The sequence below is a fragment of the Actinokineospora cianjurensis genome, from assembly GCF_003663795.1.
Classification (GTDB): domain Bacteria; phylum Actinomycetota; class Actinomycetes; order Mycobacteriales; family Pseudonocardiaceae; genus Actinokineospora; species Actinokineospora terrae.
In genome coordinates this window covers 174,077-193,776 of the sequence record NZ_RCDD01000001.1, presented here as the reverse complement: position 1 = coordinate 193,776, position 19,700 = coordinate 174,077, and the positions used below count along the sequence as shown (strand labels likewise).

The 19,700-nt window shown below is 70.0% G+C and carries 23 protein-coding genes; 11 read left to right on the top strand and 12 right to left on the bottom strand.

Going from position 1 to position 19,700, the window contains the following annotated elements; genetic code table 11:
• Positions 1-82: 82 nt before the first annotated feature.
• Positions 83-1,666: an AMP-binding protein gene (locus CLV68_RS00870; protein WP_121390865.1), complete on the top strand. Its 1,584-nt coding sequence runs from the start codon at positions 83-85 to the stop codon at positions 1,664-1,666.
• Between the two features lie 10 nt (positions 1,667-1,676).
• Positions 1,677-2,294, top strand: a complete 618-nt coding sequence (locus CLV68_RS00865) for an HAD family hydrolase (RefSeq protein ID WP_281274620.1) — start codon at positions 1,677-1,679, stop codon at positions 2,292-2,294.
• Between the two features lie 34 nt (positions 2,295-2,328).
• On the opposite strand, the gene CLV68_RS00860 is transcribed toward CLV68_RS00865, so the two are convergent.
• Positions 2,329-2,520, bottom strand: coding sequence for a hypothetical protein (locus CLV68_RS00860; RefSeq protein ID WP_121388746.1), 192 nt, complete (start codon positions 2,518-2,520; stop codon positions 2,329-2,331).
• A 198-nt stretch (positions 2,521-2,718) separates the two neighbouring features.
• Between CLV68_RS00860 and CLV68_RS00855 the strand changes: the two genes are divergently transcribed.
• Positions 2,719-3,105 (top strand): cold-shock protein, encoded by a 387-nt coding sequence (locus CLV68_RS00855; protein ID WP_092779537.1) that lies wholly within the window; start codon positions 2,719-2,721, stop codon positions 3,103-3,105.
• Positions 3,106-3,116: 11 nt separating this feature from the next.
• On the opposite strand, the gene CLV68_RS00850 is transcribed toward CLV68_RS00855, so the two are convergent.
• Genes CLV68_RS00850 through CLV68_RS00840 form a run of 3 tightly spaced genes read right to left on the bottom strand, consistent with a single transcriptional unit; the run spans position 3,117 to position 6,272 of the window.
• The gene (locus CLV68_RS00850) at positions 3,117-3,569 is read right to left on the bottom strand and encodes a DUF2771 family protein (protein ID WP_092779539.1); all 453 of its coding nucleotides are present in this window, start codon (positions 3,567-3,569) and stop codon (positions 3,117-3,119) included.
• Between the two features lie 9 nt (positions 3,570-3,578).
• A complete protein-coding gene (locus CLV68_RS00845) occupies positions 3,579-5,426 on the bottom strand; it encodes an MFS transporter (protein ID WP_121388745.1) in 1,848 nt (615 codons plus the stop codon).
• Between the two features lie 54 nt (positions 5,427-5,480).
• Positions 5,481-6,272 (bottom strand): glutaminyl-peptide cyclotransferase, encoded by a 792-nt coding sequence (locus CLV68_RS00840; protein WP_246009614.1) that lies wholly within the window; start codon positions 6,270-6,272, stop codon positions 5,481-5,483.
• A 58-nt stretch (positions 6,273-6,330) separates the two neighbouring features.
• Between CLV68_RS00840 and CLV68_RS00835 the strand changes: the two genes are divergently transcribed.
• Positions 6,331-7,302: a DUF3027 domain-containing protein gene (locus CLV68_RS00835; RefSeq protein WP_121388744.1), complete on the top strand. Its 972-nt coding sequence runs from the start codon at positions 6,331-6,333 to the stop codon at positions 7,300-7,302.
• On the top strand, positions 7,299-10,226 hold the full coding sequence (locus CLV68_RS00830) for a sacsin N-terminal ATP-binding-like domain-containing protein (protein WP_121388743.1): 2,928 nt from the start codon (positions 7,299-7,301) through the stop codon (positions 10,224-10,226). Before CLV68_RS00835 ends, CLV68_RS00830 begins: the two co-directional genes overlap by 4 nt.
• A gap of 8 nt (positions 10,227-10,234) precedes the next feature.
• On the opposite strand, the gene CLV68_RS00825 is transcribed toward CLV68_RS00830, so the two are convergent.
• Positions 10,235-10,483: a DUF2530 domain-containing protein gene (locus tag CLV68_RS00825; protein ID WP_121388742.1), complete on the bottom strand. Its 249-nt coding sequence runs from the start codon at positions 10,481-10,483 to the stop codon at positions 10,235-10,237.
• Between the two features lie 15 nt (positions 10,484-10,498).
• On the bottom strand, positions 10,499-10,714 hold the full coding sequence (locus tag CLV68_RS00820; RefSeq protein WP_121388741.1) for a hypothetical protein: 216 nt from the start codon (positions 10,712-10,714) through the stop codon (positions 10,499-10,501).
• 146 nt (positions 10,715-10,860) lie between these two features.
• Here CLV68_RS00820 and CLV68_RS00815 point away from each other — a divergent pair, with 146 nt between their 5' ends.
• Both CLV68_RS00815 and CLV68_RS00810 read left to right on the top strand, forming a co-directional pair.
• Positions 10,861-11,715, top strand: coding sequence for a helix-turn-helix domain-containing protein (locus CLV68_RS00815; RefSeq protein ID WP_246009819.1), 855 nt, complete (start codon positions 10,861-10,863; stop codon positions 11,713-11,715).
• An 8-nt stretch (positions 11,716-11,723) separates the two neighbouring features.
• Positions 11,724-11,888 (top strand): DUF397 domain-containing protein, encoded by a 165-nt coding sequence (locus CLV68_RS00810; RefSeq protein ID WP_121390862.1) that lies wholly within the window; start codon positions 11,724-11,726, stop codon positions 11,886-11,888.
• On the opposite strand, the gene CLV68_RS00805 is transcribed toward CLV68_RS00810, so the two are convergent.
• Positions 11,885-12,382, bottom strand: a complete 498-nt coding sequence (locus CLV68_RS00805; protein WP_121388739.1) for a GNAT family N-acetyltransferase — start codon at positions 12,380-12,382, stop codon at positions 11,885-11,887. The two genes, CLV68_RS00810 and CLV68_RS00805, sit on opposite strands and share 4 nt — an antisense overlap.
• A gap of 77 nt (positions 12,383-12,459) precedes the next feature.
• Here CLV68_RS00805 and CLV68_RS00800 point away from each other — a divergent pair, with 77 nt between their 5' ends.
• A complete protein-coding gene (locus CLV68_RS00800; protein ID WP_425454807.1) occupies positions 12,460-12,891 on the top strand; it encodes a MarR family winged helix-turn-helix transcriptional regulator in 432 nt (143 codons plus the stop codon).
• A gap of 102 nt (positions 12,892-12,993) precedes the next feature.
• Positions 12,994-14,262, top strand: coding sequence for an MFS transporter (locus tag CLV68_RS00795; RefSeq protein ID WP_246009818.1), 1,269 nt, complete (start codon positions 12,994-12,996; stop codon positions 14,260-14,262).
• Here CLV68_RS00795 and CLV68_RS00790 read toward each other — a convergent pair whose 3' ends face one another.
• The 5 genes from CLV68_RS00790 to CLV68_RS00770 all read right to left on the bottom strand — a co-directional run bounded on the left by CLV68_RS00790 (position 14,263) and on the right by CLV68_RS00770 (position 18,096).
• Positions 14,263-14,463 carry an Imm1 family immunity protein gene (locus tag CLV68_RS00790; RefSeq protein ID WP_170224017.1) on the bottom strand — a complete coding sequence of 67 codons (201 nt, stop codon included), beginning with the start codon at positions 14,461-14,463 and terminating at the stop codon, positions 14,263-14,265. It abuts the gene before it with no gap.
• A 65-nt stretch (positions 14,464-14,528) separates the two neighbouring features.
• The gene (locus CLV68_RS00785; protein ID WP_170224016.1) at positions 14,529-14,933 is read right to left on the bottom strand and encodes an Imm1 family immunity protein; all 405 of its coding nucleotides are present in this window, start codon (positions 14,931-14,933) and stop codon (positions 14,529-14,531) included.
• Positions 14,930-15,286: a DddA-like double-stranded DNA deaminase toxin gene (locus tag CLV68_RS00780; RefSeq protein ID WP_147459851.1), complete on the bottom strand. Its 357-nt coding sequence runs from the start codon at positions 15,284-15,286 to the stop codon at positions 14,930-14,932. The genes CLV68_RS00785 and CLV68_RS00780 overlap by 4 nt, the downstream gene beginning before the upstream one ends.
• Before the next feature lie 595 nt (positions 15,287-15,881).
• A complete protein-coding gene (locus CLV68_RS00775; RefSeq protein ID WP_121388733.1) occupies positions 15,882-16,517 on the bottom strand; it encodes a superoxide dismutase in 636 nt (211 codons plus the stop codon).
• Between the two features lie 85 nt (positions 16,518-16,602).
• Positions 16,603-18,096, bottom strand: coding sequence for a glutamate-cysteine ligase family protein (locus tag CLV68_RS00770; RefSeq protein ID WP_092779552.1), 1,494 nt, complete (start codon positions 18,094-18,096; stop codon positions 16,603-16,605).
• Between the two features lie 177 nt (positions 18,097-18,273).
• On the opposite strand from CLV68_RS00770, the gene CLV68_RS00765 reads away from it, so the two are divergent.
• Positions 18,274-19,104 (top strand): TrmH family RNA methyltransferase, encoded by an 831-nt coding sequence (locus CLV68_RS00765; RefSeq protein WP_121388732.1) that lies wholly within the window; start codon positions 18,274-18,276, stop codon positions 19,102-19,104.
• A complete protein-coding gene (locus tag CLV68_RS00760; protein ID WP_121388731.1) occupies positions 19,082-19,690 on the top strand; it encodes a DUF2537 domain-containing protein in 609 nt (202 codons plus the stop codon). Before CLV68_RS00765 ends, CLV68_RS00760 begins: the two co-directional genes overlap by 23 nt.
• Positions 19,691-19,700 lie beyond the last annotated feature (10 nt).

Sequence of the window (19,700 nt, the reverse complement as noted above, 5' to 3'; positions counted from 1 at the left end):
CGCATCCGGCTGCCCACGGGTGTCCGGATCACCCGCCCCGATGCAGGATGGTGACCTGGCCCACAGCCGGAAGGAGCCTGCGATGCCGCTGCCCAGCTACTCGTCCGGGACGTCCACCGTCCCGCTGCTCGGTGACACGATCGGCGAGAACTTAGACCGCACGGTCGCCGCTTACGGAGATCGAGACGCCCTCGTAGACAGGGCCACCGGTCGAAGGTGGACCTACCGGGAACTCGCCGCCGAGGTCGACGCGGTGGCGCAAGGGCTGCTCGCGCTCGGAGTTGGCAAGGGTGATCGGGTCGGGATCTGGGCGCCGAACTGCGCGGAGTGGGTCTTCGTGCAGTACGCCACCGCCAAGATCGGTGCTGTCCTCGTCAACATCAACCCCGCGTACCGGGTCCACGAGTTGAAGTACGTGCTCGACCAAGCGGGCGTGCGGGTGCTCATCTCCGCGCCGAGCTTCAAGACCTCCGACTACGCGGCCATGATCGCCGAGGTAGACCCAGCCTGTGACGTTGTCTTCATCGGCCAACAGTCCTGGGCCGAGATCGTGGCCGACAGGGACCCTCTTCCCGCGATAGCGCTCTCACCGGACGACCCGATCAACATCCAGTACACGTCCGGGACCACGGGCTTCCCCAAGGGCGCCACCCTGTCCCACCACAACATCCTCAACAACGGCTACTTCGTCGGCGAGTTGTGCTCTTACACCGAGCAGGACCGGGTGTGCGTCCCCGTGCCCTTCTATCACTGCTTCGGGATGGTGATGGGCAACCTTGCTGCTACGTCGCACGGTGCCTGCATCGTGATCCCCGCGCCCGGGTTCGATCCCAAGGCAACTCTTAGCGCGGTCGCGGAGGAGCGGTGTACGTCGCTCTATGGCGTTCCGACGATGTTCATCGCGATGCTCGCGGAGGTCGGAGGACTCGACCTGAGTTCGCTGCGCACCGGGATCATGGCGGGCTCGCCGTGTCCGGAAGAGGTCATGAAGCAGGTCATCGATCGACTGGGGATGACCGGGGTGACCATCTGCTACGGCATGACCGAGACCTCCCCGGTGTCCACCCAGACCAGGGCCGATGACGCCCTGGACCTGCGGGTCTCCACCGTCGGGCGGGTCCACCCGCACCTGGAGGTCAAGGTCGTGGACCCGGAGACAGGACTAACTGTGCCGCGCGGGGAGCCGGGGGAGTTCTGCACGCGGGGCTACTCAGTGATGTTGGGCTACTGGGACGAGCCGGAGAAGACCGCCGAGGTGATCGACAGCGCCAGGTGGATGCACACGGGCGACCTGGCGGTGATGACCGACGACGGCTACCTGAAGATCACCGGCCGCATCAAGGACATGGTCATCCGCGGTGGGGAGAACATCTACCCACGAGAGGTGGAGGAGTTCCTCTACACCCACCCGGACATCCTCGACGCGCAGGTCATCGGTGTCCCTGACGAGCGCTACGGCGAGGAACTCATGGTGTGGGTCCGCATGCGCGAGGGAGCGGTACCGCTCGACGCTGACGCTGTGCGCCAGTTCTGCACCGGGAAGCTCGCGCACTACAAGATCCCGAGGTACGTGCACGTCGTCGACGAGTTCCCCATGACCGTGACCGGGAAGGTCCGCAAGGTCGAGATGCGCAAGGTCGCCGTCGACCTGCTCGGGCGCGGGTAGCTTGGGTGGTGTGGAGGGCTTCGCGGTCGGCTTCGACCTGGACATGACGCTGATCGACCCGCGTCCCGGCATGGTCGCCGCGATGGCCGCGCTCGCCGACGAGACCGGCCTGGCCCTCGACGGCGAGTACTTCGCCGCCAACCTCGGGCCGCCGCTGGACATGATCTTCCGGGGTTTCGAGGCCCCGGAGGAGCGCATCCCGTGGCTGGTCGACCGCTTCCGCGCGCTCTACCCGGACATCGTCATCCCCTCGACGGTGGCCCTACCTGGCGCGGGTGACGCTTTGGCAGCGGTACGCGAAGCAGGCGGTCGAACTCTGGTCGTGACCGGCAAGTACGGCCCCAACGCCGCCAAGCACCTCGCCCAGTTCGGGTGGCAGGTGGACACCCTTGTCGGCGAACTCTGGTCGACGGCCAAGGGCGAGGCACTCCGCGCCCACGGCGCCGGCGTCTACGTAGGCGACCACGAGGGTGACGTGGCGGGCGCGCACGCGGCCAACGCCATCGCCATAGGTGTGCCGACCGGTCCTAGGACAGCCGAGGAACTCCTAGCCGCAGGAGCCGATGTGGTCCTACGTGACCTCACCGAATTTCCTATGTGGCTCAAGGCCCACCTGAGTAACCTCTAGGTGTTGTCCTGGACTTGCAGGACAACACCTATCGCTAGCGCCGGCGGACCACGTGGACGACGGCGAGAGCGAGGCCCACGGGGAAGGCCATGGACACGGCCCACAGCCACGGGGCGGTGTGGCCGAGGGCGGCCAGCACGAAGATGGCGACCACCGCGAGCAGTCCCACGCCGAACAGCGCGAACGCGACGTGGAGGGTGCGAGAGGGGTGGGTTTCGGCCGCCATGGGAACAGGATAGGTGCCTCGACCGTTGCGTCCTCAGCCGCTGCGGTTCGGCGGTAACGCTCAGGCGGGGCTGAGGCGACAGGATGACTGGCTTAGGCTTGGGGGACGCGTCCCGGGTGATCCCAGGGCGCGTTCGTCTTGCGCGGCGGGAGACCCCTCGGCGCGGGGCGGACTGATGACGAGGGAACGGTGAGAGCTGTGCCGACCGGCAAGGTCAAGTGGTACGACTCGGAGAAGGGCTTCGGGTTCGTCACGCAGGACGGTGGCGAGGACGTCTACGTCCGCGCGTCCGCCCTGCCCGAGGGCGTCCCCGGTCTCAAGGCCGGGCAGCGCATCGAGTTCGGGGTCGCCGACGGGCGGCGGGGGCCGCAGGCGCTCTCGGTCCGGCTCATCGACGCGCCGCCCTCCGTCGTCGAGGCCAGGCGCAGGCCGGCCGAGGAGCTGCACGGCCTGGTCGAGGACATGATCAAGATGCTGGAGTCCACCGTCCAGCCGGACCTGCAGCGCGGCCGCTACCCCGACCGCAAGGTCACCAAGCGGATCTCCGAGGTCGTCCGCGCGGTCGCCAGGGAACTCGACCCGTAAACCGCCGCCGACTAGCCCCGCTGCCGCGTCGTGAGGCCCCAGATGCCGGTCTCGACCAGCTTGCCCTGCACGGCGCGCAGCTTCTGCACCTCGACGTAGATCAGCAGTTCCGCGTCCGGCGGCGGCACCAGCGTGTAGGCGAGGCTCCCGTCGGAGATCAGCCTGCTGCTGGCCGCCTGCTGCTGGCCCGCCCGGTCGACGTAGGAGAACACGACGCCCCACGGGCTGTTCGCGACCTGCGACGACACCGAGATCTGCACCGGCTGGCCCTTGCGGGTCGGCAGGGTCACCACCGCGTCCTCGTCCTGGAGGCAGGTGTCCTTGCCGACCTCGCACAGCCCCATCGGGCTGGCGACGACGCTCTCGCCATCGGTGTAGAAGGTGACGTCCGGCGGCGGGGGAGCGGAGCAACCCGCGAGCACGGCGGTGGCGACGGCGAGTGTGGCGGTGATGGCTCTGCGCACGTCGCGACCCTACGTGTCGTCCCGCGCCGACCGTGGTGCGGGGCGGAAGCGGCGCAGCGCGGCGGCCATCCCGTCGGCGGCGCGCTGACCGCCGAACCCGGGGATCAGGCTGCCGCCGCGGCGGCTCACCAGGGTCTGCGCCAGGCCGAGGGCCAGCATCACGGACACGACCAGGAAGCCGACCCACCAGATCGGCGGCAGCAGCACGCCGACCGCGCCGCCGAACACCCAGCCCAGTTGCAGGACGGTCTCCGAACGGCCGAACGCGGAGGCCCGCGACTCCTCGGGCAGGTCGTCCTGGATGACCGCGTCGAGGCTGTTCTTGGCCAACGCGCTCGCGATGGCGCCGACCAGGCCGACGATGGTCGCGGCGAAGATGCTCGCGGTCAGGGTGGCCACCACCGTTGTCGCCAACGCGGCGATGAGGCAGCCCAGCACCACCTGCTCGTGGTTTCCGATGTGGACGCGCGCGCCGACAGCGTTACCGGCGAAACTGCCCAGCCCCGCCGCGCCCGCGATAAGACCCAGCAGGAGGAGCTGTTGGAACGGCTCGGCCTCGTTCTGCGCGCGGACCGCGAACGCCGCGAACATCATCAGGAACCCGGTGAGCACCCGGATCGACCCGTTGCCCCACAGCGACACCACGACCTGCCGCCCCATGGGCCTGCGTTTCGTGGTCGGTAGCGGCATCCGCGCACTGATCGAGGCAGGGACCTCGCCCTCGGTTACCTCAACCCACGACGGGATCCGTAGCGCCTGAGCGGCGCCGACAGCGCAGATGATGACCGTGAACCACAACGCGCCCGGTGAATCGAAGAGGTTCAGGAACAACGCCGCTATGGCCCCGGCCACCATCCCGGCCGCCAGGCCGAACACCGTCAACCGGGCGTTGGTCTTGGCCAGGGTTATCTCGGTCGGTAGCACTCTCGGCGTGATCGCGGCCTTGAGCACCGTGAACGACTTGGACAGGACCATCTTCCCCAGCGCGGCCGGGTAGAGCATCCAGTCGTCGAAGTGCATCGCCATGATCACGCACATCAGCGCCTGACCGGCCGACGCGGCGCACATGGCGAACCTGCGGCCGCGCTGCAGCCGGTCCAGCAGCGGGCCGATCACCGGTGCGAGCAGCGCGAACGGCGCCACGGTGATCAGCAGGTAGAGCGCGACCTTGCCCTTGCTCTCGCCGCTGGCCGCCGAGAAGAACAGCGTGTTCGCCAGCGCGACCGCCATCGCGGCGTCGCCCGCGTAGTTGAGCATCGTCGCGTAGGTCAGCGAGGTCAGCCCGGACTTGTCGGCACCGTCGGCGTTCGCGGCCTTGCGGAACGCGGTCATCGCCTGAGAGGTCAGCTGCCTGCTGCGCATGGCTGCGACCCGGGTCACGGTCAGCTTCTTGGGGTATCCGGGCGGTGGCCCTTCCCGCCGCTCTAGCTCCGTACCCGGCTCTTCCTCGTATCGAGTGCCGGAGTCCCGGTAGCGCGCTGGCGGCGGCTCTTCCCTGTAGTTCCGGTCTTCGTAGCCCCGGTCGTCGCGGTAGTCCCGCTCTTCCCGGTACGGCCCCTCGTCGCGGTACGACCTGTCGGGACGCCCGTACCGATCAGGGTCACGGTCGCCGTAGGTCTCGTACCGCGGCTCCTCCGGCGGCTCTACCCGGCGCGTGCGCGGCGGGGGCAGCGGATCGCGCCGGTGTGGGGCGTGCGGCGGGAGTTGGGGGTTCTGGCGGGGAATGCCGGTGGTCGGCGGTTCGTCGTCGCGCCAACTGGGCTGGGACACGTCCGCCCAGCCCCGCTTCGCCTTCCGGCCCGAGCGGCGGCCGGACGGCGGCTGATCAGCGGGGCCGTTGCGAATCACGTCTTCCATCCTGCCGTACGGGAGGCCGATCTGACGGCCGGTCGAGTGGACAGTCTCGGGCCTCTAGCCCGAGGTCGCGAACCGGACGCGGTACAGCTTCGGCCACAGCTTCCCGGTCACGATGAACTCATCGGTCCCGGGGACCGCGGCGATACCGTTCAGCACGTCGGCGCCCGTGCGTTCCCCCTCGGGGAGCAGTCCCGTCAGGTCCACCACCGCGGTGACGCTGCCGGACGCCGGATCGATCCGGACGATGCGGTCTGTCTCCCAGATGTTCGCGTAGACGGCGCCGTTGACGCACTCAAGCTCGTTGAGCTTCACGACCGGCCCCTGCGCGTCGCGCACCCGCACCTCACCCGTGGCGGCGAACGTCGTCGGGTCGCGGAATGTCAGCTTGTCCGTGCCATCGCTCATGACCAGCCGGGTGCCGTCGTGGCAGATGCCCCAACCTTCACCCGCATAGGTGACCCGGCGTCGCTCGGCCAGGGTCGACCGGTCACGCTCGATGGCCACGCCGTTCTGCCAGGTGATCTGCCAGATCCGGTCACCGACGACGGTGATGCCCTCGCCGAAGAACTCACTCGGCAGTTGTGTCCGCTCTTGCACCGACCCGTCAGCCGGGTCGGTCGCCCGTAACTCCGAACGCCCCTCCAGACCTGTCCCCTCATAGAGGACGCCGTCGACGAGCTCCAGTCCTTGGGTGAAAGCGCCCTGGTCATGGGGGATCTCGGCCAGTACCTGCGGCCGCAGCGTCGGCACTCCCGGGCTGCTGCTCGGCTGCGGCTGCGCGGTACCCGAACAGCCCGCGGCCAGGCAGGCGACGGCGGCGGCGACGGCGGTCAGGCGGGCGAGCACCCCACTAGCGTGACACGGCTGTATCACCCGCTTCGGGCGTGGGGCACAATCAGCCGTGATGACCTCGACGCCTGCACCAGAAGTCGTGACCGACCCCGCACTGCTCGCGGCGGTCGAGTTCGCGCGCGCCGCCGCGCGGGAGCACGCCGGGACCGAGGTGGGCCCGCACGTCGAGGTGCGGGCCGAGGACTCGGTGTCGGCAACGCACCTGTTCGACGCGGACAAGCCCGGGTACCGCGGCTGGCGCTGGGCGGTGACCGTCGCCATCGCCGAAGTGGGTGACGACGTGACCGTCAGCGAGGTCGTGCTGATGCCCGGCCCCGACGCGCTCGTCGCCCCGCCCTGGATCCCCTGGCAGGACCGGGTCCGCGCCGGTGACCTGGGGGTCGGCGACCTGCTGCCGACCGACCCGGACGACCCCCGGCTCGCGCCCGCCTACCTCGCCTCCGACGACCCCGAGGTCGAGCGGCTCGCCGTGGAAGTCGGCCTCGGCCGGGTCCGCGTGCTGTCGCGCCCCGGTCGCCTCGACGCCGCCGACCGCTGGAAGGTCGGCGAGTTCGGCCCCGGGTCGGACATGGCCCGCGGCGCGCCAGCCGCCTGCGGCACCTGCGGTTTCTACCTGCCGGTCGCCGGCTCGCTCGGTGCCGCGTTCGGCGTGTGCGGCAACGAGATCTCGCCCGCCGACGGCCGGGCGGTGCACGCGGGCTACGGCTGCGGGGCGCACTCCGAGGCCGACGTCGAGCAGATCTCGCCGGTCCTGGTCGCCGAGCTGATCTACGACGACGCCCGGCTGGACGTCGAGCAGCACGCCGAGGCAGGTACTGCTGCCGACTCCGCCGACGACGTCAGTGCTGACGACGCTGGTGCTGACGGCACTGCTGACGACGCTGGTGCTGATGGCTCTGCCGATGAGGCAGGAGCCGCGGGCGAGCCGAGCGACGAGTCGGTCGACCTGGCCGTCGCCGCCGTGGCCCAGGGCGAGCTGGCCGATGAACCCTCCGGCCAGCCCGAGTCCGACCAGCACGCGTGAGCGCCGCCGACCCGTTCGGCACTGCCGCGCTCCGAGCGGCAGTGCTGAGTGCCTGGACCACGTCCCCGACCAGGTTCCGCGAGGACGCGAACGCCGAGGAAGACCTCTACCTCGGCGGTTACCGCGACCGGCTGCTGGTGGAGTTGGCGCAGAACGCGGCCGACGCCGCCGACGGCACCGGGACGCTCCGACTGTCCCTAGTGGATGGTGAGCTGCGCGCGGCCAACACCGGCCGACCGCTCGACGCTGACGGGGTCGCCGCACTGGCCTCCTTACGCGCGTCCGCCAAGAGCTCCGTGCAGGGCGTGGGCCAGTTCGGTGTCGGCTTCGCCGCGGTGCTCGCGGTGACGGACTCGCCGAGTGTGCTGTCGCTCAACGGCGGCGTCACCTTCTCCGCTGAGCAGACACGCGCCGCCATCGCTGATCACCCGGACCTCGCTGCTAGGGCTGCCGATCGCGGTGGCCGCGTTCCGGTCCTCCGAATGGTGTGGCCCGCCGACGCTGTAGTTCCCGACGGCTTCGCCACCGAGGTACGCCTACCGCTGCGCGGTGACGTCAACGGTCGCAAGCTCCTCGCCAACTTCGCAGCTCAAGCCGCCGACCTCCTCCTCGCCCTGCCCCGCCTGGACCGCATCGAGATCGGCGACGACGCGTGGTGGCGGGTCGACAACGACTCCCGGGTCGAGATCCACGGCCCGGACGGCGTCGTGTCCTGGCTGGTGCACCGGGTCTCCGGCACCCTCGCCGACGACCTGGTCGAACACCTCGGGGTCGAGGCGCGCGAACGCAGGCAGTGGTCGGTGTGCTGGGCGGCCAAGGTCGACCGGGACGGCGTCCCGCGTCCACTGGGCGAGGACGTGCTGCACGCCCCGACCCCCACCGACGAGCGCTTGTCGCTGCCCGCGCGCCTGATCGCGACCCTGCCGATCGAGCCGACCCGGCGCAGGCTGCACGCGGGTGCCGCCGCTGCCGCCGTGCTCGCCGAGGCCGCCCGCGCCTATCCCGGCCTGGTCGAGCTGACCCCCGCCGAGCACCGCACCGCGCTGGTGCCGCTGGTCGGCTTCCCGCTCTCCGAGGTCGACGAACGCCTGCGCGAGCTGCTGGTCACCGCGCTGCGCCAGAGCCAGTGGCTGCCCGCGGCCGAGGGTGACGACCTCGCGCCCGCCCGCGCCCAGGTGCTCGACGCCGAGGCGGACGGACTGGCCGAACTGCTCGCCGAGATCGTCCCCGACCTGGCCGCCGGGTGGCTGTCCGGTCAGCGGCACGCCGCCGCGCTCGCCGCACTGGACGTCCCCCGCCTGGGGCTCGCCGACGTGGTCGACACGATCACCGGCCGGGCCAGGCCGCCGGAGTGGTGGCACCGCTTGTACTCCGCGCTGGCGCCGGTCGTGGAGACCGACGGCACCGCGCGGCTGGAGCTGGGCGCGCTGCCGGTGCCGCTGGCGGACGGGCGGACGCTGCCCGGTCCCGCCGGTGTCGTGCTGGTCGAGGACGCCGAGCTGCTGGAACTGTTGGCGCACGCCGAGGTCGGGGTGCTGCACGTCGTGCACGCCGAGGCGGCGCACCCGGTGCTGGAGCGGCTCGGCGCGCACCGCGGCGGTCCGGTCGACCTGCTGGACGCGGGCGGTTTGCAGGACGCGGTCGAGCGCAGCCTGGACGACGTCGAGTCCGGTGTGGACATCACCGGCCTGGTGTCGGTCGTGCTCCGGTTGGTGCGCGACGCTGGCGTGCGCACGGGTGAGCTGCCGTGGCTGGGTGCGTTGGCGCTCAAGGACTCCGTCGGCGACTGGCGGCGGGCGGACGAGCTCGCGCTGCCCGGGTCGCCGCTGCTGGACGTGCTCGACGAGGACGCGCCGGTCGGGGTGCTCTCGGCCGAGGTCGCCGCCGAGTGGCCGGATCACGTGCTGGCCGCGGTCGGCGTGCTGGACGCGTTCGCGCTGGTGGCCGACGAGGCGCCGACCGGCCCCGACCACGGGCTGGCCGACGAGGCCGAGTGGTGGGACAGCAGGCAGGAGCCGCCAGCCCGGGTCCTGGCCGTCCGCGACCTCGACCTGGTCACCGACGATGCCTGGCCCCGGGCGCTCGCGCTGTTGGCCGCCGACCCGGACACCTGGCGCGCGCTGCTCGAACCCGACGGCTACACCGGCTGGTGGATCGCCCGCCACGCCGTCATCGGCGGCGCCGCCCCGTCCGACTGGCGCCTTCCTGAGGCGGACGACCTCGCGGGCCTCTACGACGTCGTCCCGGACATCGGCGTCGACCAGCGCGTGTTGGCGGCCATCGGCGTCCGGACCGGCCTGCGCGTCGACAACGCCGACGACGCCGAAGACCTGCTCATCCGCTTGGGCGACCCCGACCGTGGCCTGCACCCCGGTGCCGTCCTGCGCACCCACGCCGCCCTGGCCGAGGCCGTCGCCGACGAGGTCTTCGACCCCACCGACGTCCGCCTCCCCGAGACGACTCGCACCCTCGCGGGCACGGTCGCCGCGGACTGCGTGGTCCTCGACGCCCCTTGGCTGCTGACGGTCCTCCCGGAGGACCAGGTAGTCGCCGCAGGCCCCGACTTCGCCCTGGCCGAGCCGCTCGCCGAACTCCTGGACCTCCCCCTGGCCACCGAGGAGTCCTCCGGCGAGATCATCTCCGCCGCCGACCCCGTCCCCTGGGCCGAACTGGGCGCTGTCGCCGCCGCGTGCGAACTCCTGGACGTCGACATCCCGCTGGGCACGCTGCTGGTGCACGAGAAACTCACCATCCGCACCCCCACCGGCACCCACAACCCCACCTGGTGGGTCCTCGACAACGTGGTCCACTGCGAGGACACCCCCGAGGCCCTGGCCCGAGCCCTCGCCTGGACCACCAACCGCTGGCCCGACCGGCACACCTTCACCGCGCTCATCGAGGAACCCGCCCACTACCTCACGTAGTGGGCCCCTCAGTCGAGTTTCTGCGCGGCCTTGGATCCGCGGCGGCGGGCTTGTTGCTGCCAGAGCATGATCAGTGCGCCGATGATCCCGAGGCCACCGCCGGAGAGGGCGGTCCAGGTCCAGATGCTCGGCGTGCCCAGCAGGAAGAGGACCAGCGCGGCGGCGAACCAGGTGCTCGTACCGACGTAAACGATCGGCGCCAGCGCCAACAACCTGGGCGGCAGCGGCGGAGTGGGTCGAAGCACCGGCTCGGACATGGGGCCAGGCTAGCCTCACGCAGTCGACGCGAACTCGTCGCGGGCCTGCTTGAGGAGCCGCTCAAGGGCGGAAAGCGCGTCCTCGTCGACCACCAGCCGCAGCGGCCAGGTGGGGTCGCCGAGCTTGAGCGCCACCTGGTGCGGGTCCAGCCGGTCGACGTCGATGGTGGGGTTGCGGTCGACGAACACCCAGACCTCGGGGGTGATGCCGCCGTTGCTGATGTAGGTCATGGAGGTGCCTCCGAGTCGACGTGGGATAAATAGGTCCTGCCAAGAGGACGATTGTGTTCGTTGCACAGTAGCTAGCGCACAGTGCGAGTCGCAATGCGCGTTCGGGTGATGGTGGCTGGTCCGTTCGGATCGCTAAGGTGATCGCCATGCCGCCAGAGCAGACTCGACGCAAGCGCATGGTCGGCCGGTACGTGGAGGCGTTGCGCAAGCGGCACGACCCCACGCTGCTCCCCGAGCGCGCGGCCGCCCTCGCCGACACCTCCCGAACCACGATCTCCCGACTGGAGAACGGCCTCCAACTGCCCAACAAGCACCTGTTCGCCGCCCTGCTCACGGTCTACGGGGCCACGGACGAGGAACGCACCGAAGCCATGGCGCTGTGGGCCCACGCCAGGCAGAGCGCCGTCACGGTCGAGCACGCCGCCGACATGCCCTCCAAGTACGTGGCCTTCCGCCGCGACGAAGCCGATGCGGTCGCCGAGTTCACCATCAACTACGTGGCTGTTCCCGGTCTGCTCCAGACTGCTGACTACGCGATGGCGATCTCGGATGACCTCGGCGGAGGCGATGCGCGGCGGAGCCGAATGACCGAGGATCGCCAAGCGCGGCAACGTCTTCTCGATGCGCCACGACCGTTGGTGACCCACGCGATCTTGAGTGAGGCCGTGCTCCGCTTCGCCGTCGGTGGTCCTGCCGTTCAGGCAGAGCAGCTCGCGCACTTGCTCGCCGCAGCTGAATCGAAGACGATCACCATCCAGGTGGTCCCGTTCGCCGCGGGCAGCTTCGGGACGATGAACGGCCCGTTGACCATCCTGCGGTTCGACGACGACTCGCACTTGGCCTACCTGGAATATCCAGCCGGTGGTGCGCTGGTCGACAGCCCAGCCGATGTTTCCCGATTCGTGCGCATGTTCGAGGATGTTCGGAGAATTGCCTTGACTCCTGGGGAGTCGACGGCGTTCATCCAGCAGACCCTCGATGCGATCAAGGAGCAGTTGTGAACAGCAGCATGTGGCGGAAGAGTTCCCGCAGCGCACCGGACAACGCTTGTGTTGAGCTGCGAGTCCAGGTTGAGGTGGTGGGTGTTCGTGACTCCAAGCGACCCGCTGCTGGGAGCCTCGGGTTCGACCGCGCGGCGTTCAACGCCTTCCTCGCGAGCGTCCGGTCCCGCTAGAGGTCCCGGACGTAGCGGTGTTCGCGTAAGGGTGGGGATTCGCGGTGGTCGTCCATCGTTTCGCCGTCTGGGGTCCAGCCGTGGTTGGTGTAGAAGGTGATCGCGCGGTGGTTGGCTTCGGCGACCCACAGGTAGGCGGAGCTGTAGCCCAAGAGGGTCAGCTCCTCTACGCAGCGGGCGAGGAGGGCTGAGCCGGTGCCGGTGCCCCAGGCGTCGGGGTGGACGTTGAGCATGTGGACCTCGCCCGCGCGGACCTGGTGGCGTGGGGGTCCGGCGGTGGCGATGCCGGTGATGCGGCCGTCCGCCTCGGCGACGAAGGTGCGGGCCTCGCCGGGGCTGGTCACGATGGACTCCCAGCGTTGGGCGAACGTGCGCTCGGACAGCCCGGCCAGGCGGTCGTCGGTCATGATGCCGACGTAGGCCGCACGCCACGCGGCGACGTGGACGGCCGCCATCCCCTTGCCATCCCCCTGGCGTGCGCGCCGCACCTGCATAGATCAACAGTAGCGCCGGTGTGACATCGGCGTAAGTTCGTCGACCGACGACTGTTTAGTGAGGTATGCTAAACATCGTGCCTGAGTCCGAGTACCTCCTGACCAGCCGGTTGCGGCTGGCGGTCGTGCGGCTCAACCGCAGGCTCCGGGCGCAGCGCACCAACTCGGCGGTGACCCTCACCCAGATCTCGGCGCTGTCGTGCCTGCACAAGTGCGGGCAGCTCACGCCGGGCGAGCTGGCGGCCAAGGAGGGCGTCCAGCCGCCGTCGATGACCAGGGTCATCACCGCGCTGGAGGAGCTCGGGTACGCGACCCGCAGCCCCCACCCCAGCGACGGCAGGCAGGCGATCGTCGCGTTGACCGACGCGGGTCGGGCCTTCATCGAGGCGGACATCTCCGCCAGGGAAGCCTGGCTGGACAAGCGGCTGGCGGAACTGACCGACGACGAGCGCGACACCCTCGCCGCGGCCGCCGAGATCATCGACAGGATGGCGGGGAACCAGAACTAGATGCCGACGTACGCGGGTGGTACCCGAGAGCAGCAGACCGAACGCACCTCGACGACACCCCCGCCGCTGCGGCAGCCACCGCCCGCTGAACCCAAGCCGGGCATGTTCTCCTCGCTGCGGGTGCGCAACTACCGGCTCTTCGCCACAGGCCAAGTTGTGTCCAATGTGGGCACTTGGATGCAGCGGATCGCGCAGGACTGGTTGGTGCTGGTCCTTACCGGCAACAACCCGGTCGCACTGGGTATCGCTGCGGCGCTGCAGTTCCTGCCGACGTTGCTGTTCTCCTTGTGGGCCGGGGTGTTGGCCGACCGGTTGGACAAGCGCAAGCTGCTCGTCGGCGTCCAAATAGGACTCGCCGCGTGCGCGCTCGTGCTCGGTGTGCTCGACGTGACCGGGGTCGTGCAGGTGTGGCACGTGTACGTGCTGTGCTTCGTGCTCGGCGCGTTCTCCGCGGTCGAGGTGCCGGTACGCCAGTCGTTCGTCGCCGAGATCGTCGGCCGCTCGCAGGTCACCAACGCCGTCGCGATCAACTCGACCAGCTTCAACCTGGCCCGCATCGTCGGCCCGGCCATCGCGGGCGTCATGATCATCCTGATCGGCACCGGCTGGCTGTTCCTGGCCAACGCGGTGCTGACCTTCGCGGTGATCGCGGGCCTGCTGTTGATGGACCCGGCCAAGCTCATCCGCGGCCCCAAGATCCCGCGCGCCAAGGGGCAACTGCGGGAGGGCCTGCGCTACGTGCGGGGCCGCGCCGACATCATGACCGTGATGGTCTTGGTGTTCTTCGTCAGCACCTTCGGCATGACCTTCTTCGTCACCCTCGCCGTCGTCGCCGCCACCGTCTTCAACCGCGACGCCGACGGTTACGGCCTGCTCTCGACCGCCCTCGCCGTCGGCACCCTCGCGGGCTCGATCCTCGCCGTCCGCCGCAGCTCCCGGGGCCGCCCCCGCACCCGCATGCTCCTCGGCGCCGCGTTCGCGTTCGGCGTCCTGGAGGTCGTGGTCGGCCTGATGCCGAACTTCACCGCGTTCGCCATCGCCCTGGTCCCCGTCGGCCTGTTCCTGATGACCTTCATGACCACCGCGAACTCGACGGTCCAACTGGCCGTCTCCCCCGAGATGCGCGGCCGCGTCATGGGCCTCTACATGCTCGTCTTCGTCGGCGGCAACCCCATCGGCGCCCCCATGGTCGGCTGGATGGCAGACCAGTGGGGCGCCCGCAGCCCCTTCATCATCGGCGGCGCCATCGCCGCCCTCACCGCCATCACCTGCGGCCTCTTCTTGCTCCTGCGCGGCGGCGTCCAACGCCCGGTGACGGGCTGGGGACGCCTGCTGCTGCGTCGGCCGGGGTACGAGAACCCGGTCAAGTAGCTAGTGCTGCTCGGCTTGCTGCCAGTCGACGCAGGTGGGTCGTTCGCGGGTGACGAGGTACTCGGCGAGTGCCTGGTAGGCGGTCTCGATGGGGACTTCCGCGTGCGGGGGCAGATGCATGTCGTGGAGTCCCGCGAGGTGGTAGATCTGCCAGTCATCGTTGGTGCCCGTTGCGGGGACGAGGCTCTGGTCATGGCCCACCCAAAGCAGGGCGCCGGGCAATCGCGGGGATCCTTACTCCCACGTCTGACCGCAGCCTGGACGGTCTACTCCTCCTGGGCTGGTTGCCAGCGGATGGTGGTGGGTCGTTCGCGGGTGACGAGGTATTCGGCGAGTGCCTGGTAGGCGGTCTCGATGGGGACTTCCGCGTGGGGTGGCAGGTGGGTGTCGTGCATGCCTGCGAGGTAGTAGGTGGCCCAGTCCGGGTTGGTGCCTGTTGCGGGGACTAGGCGCTGGTTGTTGCCGATCCACATGAGGGCGCCGGTGTCGCCGTGGGTGCCGATCTTGAGGCGGACGCGGTCGGGGGAGTGCGGGTCGTGCGATCGGGCGGAGAGCACCCAGAGGCACGGGGTCGCGGGGTCGTTGAGCGCACGGAGTTCCGAGACCAGGTCGACGCCGTGGGGGAGGTCGTCGACGTGGAGGAACGCTCCTCGCAGGATGCTGTCGATCACTGTGCTGCCCTGCCCTCGTAGATCCGCTGGAATGGTTCGCCTTGGGCGTCAGTCCCCAAGACGGTCAAGCTACTGCCGCGCGGGATGAACCACGGCAGGAGCCGGTGGCAACCGCCTGCGAGGCCGGGCTCCGAGCCGCAGGGCGCGTGGTTGATGATCACCCGCGCTCGTGTCGCACCGGATGTGATCATGACGATCACGGCCTTCATCTCGACGTGGTGCGTGATGCCTTCCGCATCGTCGTGGATGCCCAACTGCCGTGAGCGCTCGGCCGAGCCGCGCGCCCAGTCGTCCTGCCTTGTCGCGGACAGTTCGCCGAATGGGGTGCCGTTGATTTCGAGGATGCCGGTCATGGGTGCGTTGTGTTGGCGGTAGCGCACTCGGGGCGGGAGCGAGTCTTGGTACGGGACTGCTTCCTCGGGGTAGCGGTCACCGTGGCGGTTTGGGATGCCCTTGGAGGGTGGTGCCGGGGGAGTGGCAGGGGTGTCTGCTCGCGCTAGGACTGCGGTGAGAGCGAGCTCTACCTGGTTGAGCGTCGCCAAGAGGCGTTGTAGGTGGTCGCTTGCGCCTAGGACGTGGAGGGCTGGGGTTGAGTGGTGGGCGGCGCCCCAGAGGACTTGGTGGATGGTGCGGCGGGCTTCGTCGAGCCAGTGTTGGACTGGGGTGAGGGTCGATTGGAGGTCGGTGAGGCGTGTAGTCGCGGCTGTGAGCTGCCGATACTTCTCATCGAGGGCCACGGGGGCAAGTCGTACACCGTACCCACGACAAGCCGGGGAATCGGGGCTTGCACGGTCTGAGAGGTTAGGCTAACCTAACTCTCGTCCGCTTCGTGGTGGGAGCGGCAGTCAGTTCGGGAACGGCGAGGCCCCCGCACCAAGCGTCCGGTGCGGGGGCCTCGCTATGTCCGGCGGGAGTGCTTTGTCGGAGCGTCCTGCCGGAGTGTGGGGGTTACGCGTTCGGCGTGGGCGGGCGTAGGCCGTTGATGCCTGCGCGGGCCGCGTCGAAGCGGGCGGTGACGTCTGCCCAGTTGACGATGTTCCAGAGGCGGTCGATGTAGTCGACCTTCACGTTCTTGTACTGCAGGTAGTACGCGTGCTCCCAGGTGTCGAACACCAGCAGCGGCGTGGTGGCGATCGACAGGTTCGAGTGGTGGTCCTTGAGCTGCTGGGTGATCAGCCGGGAGCCGATCGGGTCCCAGGCCAGCACGCCCCAGCCGGAGCCCTGGATGGTGCCGGACACCGCGTTGAGCTGGGCGCGCAGGCCGTCGAAGGAGCCGAAGTGCTCGTCGATGGCCGCGGCCAGTTCGCCGGTCGGCTTGTCGCCGCCGTCCGGGCTGAGGTTGGTCCACCACTGGTTGTGCAGTGTGTGGCCCGCGAGGTTGAACGCCAGCGTGGTCTCCAGGCCGACGATGGAGCCGAAGTCGCCCTTGTCCCGGGCCTCCGCGATCTTCTCCAGGGTGTCGTTGGTGCCCTTGACGTACGCCGCGTGGTGCTTGCTGTGGTGGAGTTCGTTGATGTCGCCGATGATCACCGGCTCGAGCTGCCCGTAGTCGTAGGCGAGATCGGGCAAGACGTACGGAGCCACGCGCTCTCCTTGAGTTGATGCCAGTCAGTTCTAACTGCAACATACTGGCAAGAGCGCCGACGCGTCGGACGGGTCCACCCCTCGGTCAGATCTCCCAGGTGTGAACCGGCTCACCCGCCGCGCTCAGCTCGATGTAGCGGCGCAGCATGGTCGCCAGGGCCTTGTCCCGGTCGTACCCGCGCGCCTCCAGGTCGGTGACGACCGCGCGCTGCCAGGTCGACCCGGTCCGCCGCGCCAGGCAGCGCGCCTCGATCACCCCGAGGTAGCGCTCGCGGGACTCGTCGGACACCCCGCAGTCGCGCAGGCCCTCGTGCGCCATCGGCAGCAGCAGCCGCAGCACCAGCTCGTCGGGCGGCACCCAGCCGATGCCCGGCCAGTACAGCTGCGCGTCGAACGCGTGCCGCGCGCCTGCGTGCAGGTTCTCCTCGGCCGCCTGGAACGACATGCGCGTCCACAGTGGACGTTCCTCCGCCGTCAGCGCCCGTTGCGCGCCGTAGAAGAACGCCGCGTTGGCGATCAGGTCGACCACGGTCGGACCCGCTGGCAGCACCCGGTTCTCCACCCGCAGGTGCGGCACGTCGTTGGTGATGTCGTAGACCGGCCGGTTCCACCGCCAGATCGTCCCGTTGTGCAGCCGCAGCTCGGCCAACCGCGGTGCCCGTCCGGAGTCCAGCGCCTCGAACGGGTCCTCGTCGTCCACTTCCGGTAGCAGCCCGGGGAAGTAGCGCACGTTCTCCTCGAACAGGTCGAAGATCGAGGTGATCCACCGCTCGCCGAACCACACCCTCGGCCGCACGCCCTGGTTCTTCAGCTCCTGCGGCCGGGTGTCGGTCGCCTGCTGGAACAGCGGGATGCGGGTCTCGTGCCACAACGCCTTGCGCAGCAGGAAGGGCGAGTTCGCCGCGATCGCGACCTGCACCCCCGCCAGGCACTGCGCGGCGTTCCAGTTCGCCGCGAACGTCTCCGGCGGCACCTGCAGGTGCAATTGCGTTGACGTGCAAGCCGACTCGGCCAGGATCGAGTCCTGCAGGCAGCGCAACCGCTCCGCGCGCTGGCCGGGCAGCGGGACGCCTTCCATGTGCAGCAGCAGTTCCTCGCCGCGCAGGGCGAAGATCTGGTCGTTGAGCTTGTGGTAGCGCGGGTTCTGGGTCAGCCAGCGGATGTCGAAGTGCTCGCTGCGCAGCGTCGGCAGCGTCCCGATCATCACCAGCCGCGCCCCGGCGTCGCGCGCCTTGAGGCCCGCGTTGGCCAGCGAGTGGCGCAGTTCGTGCTCGAGTTCGGTGGACTGCTCGTCGCGCAGCGGCCGCGGCCGCACGTTCAGCTCCAGGTTGTGCTGGCCCAGTTCGGTCGTGTAGCACGGGTCGTCGATCTTCTCGAGCACCGTGCGGTTGAGCATGGCCGGTGCGAGCGCGTCGTCGACCAGGTTGAGTTCGATCTCCAGGCCCATTCTCGGGTGCTCGTCGGCGAAGCCACCCTCGGTCAGCATGCGCTCCAGCGCGTCCAGGCACCGGCGCACCTTCTGGCGGTAGCGCTGCCGGTCTTCTCGGCTGAAAGCGTCGGTTTTCACGTCTTGCCCCATGCCGCCCTCCCGTCTGGCCGGATCGGCGTCCGGCGCACGCGCGGGAGGCCAACGTTCGCACAGCCAACCCGGTCGGGCTAGCGCCCAAATTGGTGCAGTGCGTTATCTCGGCGTGACACAGAGCGAGCGGCGGGGAAGGGCGCGACCCGTTCGCCGCGGACGTGCGAGACTGCCCCCGTGGCGCAGGTGATCGAGGTGAGCGACCCGGCGGACCCACGGCTGGACGACTTCCGCGACCTGTCGACCGCCGACCGCCGCCCGGACCGACCGGGTGGCCGCGGCCTGGTCATCGCCGAGGGGGTCGTGGTCGTGCGGCGGCTGCTGGCCTCGCCGTACCCGGTGCGCGCCCTGCTCGGCATCCGCCGCCGGGTCGAGGAACTCGCCGACGACCTGGCCGGGCTGGACGTGCCCGCCTACGTCGCCAGCGCCGAGGTCATGGCCGACGCGGTCGGGTTTCACCTGAACCGGGGGATCCTGGCCACCGCCGACCGCGCGCCTGCGCCGGATCCCGCGCACCTGGCCGAGAACGCCCGCACCCTCGCGGTGCTGGAGGGCGTCGGCGACCACGAGAACCTGGGTTCCCTGTTCCGCAACGCCGCAGCGCTCGGTGTCGACGGCGTGCTGCTCGCCCCCGGGTGCAGCGATCCGCTGTACCGGCGCAGCGTCCGGGTGTCGATGGGGCACGTGCTCGCGGTGCCCTTCGCCGAGCTCGACCCGTGGCCGGACGGGCTGAAGTGGTTGCGCGACAGCGGGTTCCGCCTGCTCGCGCTCACCCCGTCGGCCGATGCGGTACCGCTGTCCGAGGCTGTGCGCGCCGACGAACGGGTGGCGGTGCTGCTCGGCTCGGAAGGCCCCGGGCTGACCGCCGAGGCCATCGCCGCCGCCGACGCCGCCGTGCGGATCCCGATGTCGCGCGAGGTCGACTCGCTCAACGTGGCCACCGCCGCCGCGGTCGCCTTCTACGCGCTCGCAGAAAGGGGAACCGGTGGAACTGCGCGCCAGGGATGACCGCGCCATCCTCATCGGGGACGACGGCACCGGCGAGCGCGAGGTCGACCCGCACACGCTCGCCCTGGGCGCGGACCTGTCGACCGCGCTGCACGAGTGGGCCAAGGTCGCCGCCGCGCTTCGCCGGGCAACCGGCGCAGGCGCCGACTCGGACCCCGACCAGGCCGCCGAACTCGTGACCCGCCGCGGCCGCCAACTCGCCGAGCGCGTCGCGGCCGTCATGGGCACCCCAGTCAGCTACGTGGACCCCCTGTCCGGAGAGGTGTCGACCGTGCAACCACCCGAGGTCATCGACGCGCCCGCCCCCGAGGAGACCGCCGTCGCGGAGCCGACCCCCTGGGGCGTCGGCCTGCTGGTGGCCGCCTTCACCGGCGCCCTCGTCCTGTTCTCCGTGATCACCCTCGCGCTCACCCTCAAGGAGACCAACCCGCTGCTCGCGGTCGCCTCCAACCTGGTGATCAGCGCGGGCCTGCTCCCCTCGGTCTGGCTCGCCCGCAAGGTCCCCACCTGGCGCTGGGTGGCGGTCGGCGTCGCCGCAGGCATCGTCCTGGGCTGGCTGACCCTGCCCTTCATCGTCTTCAGCTGACCAGCGGAGT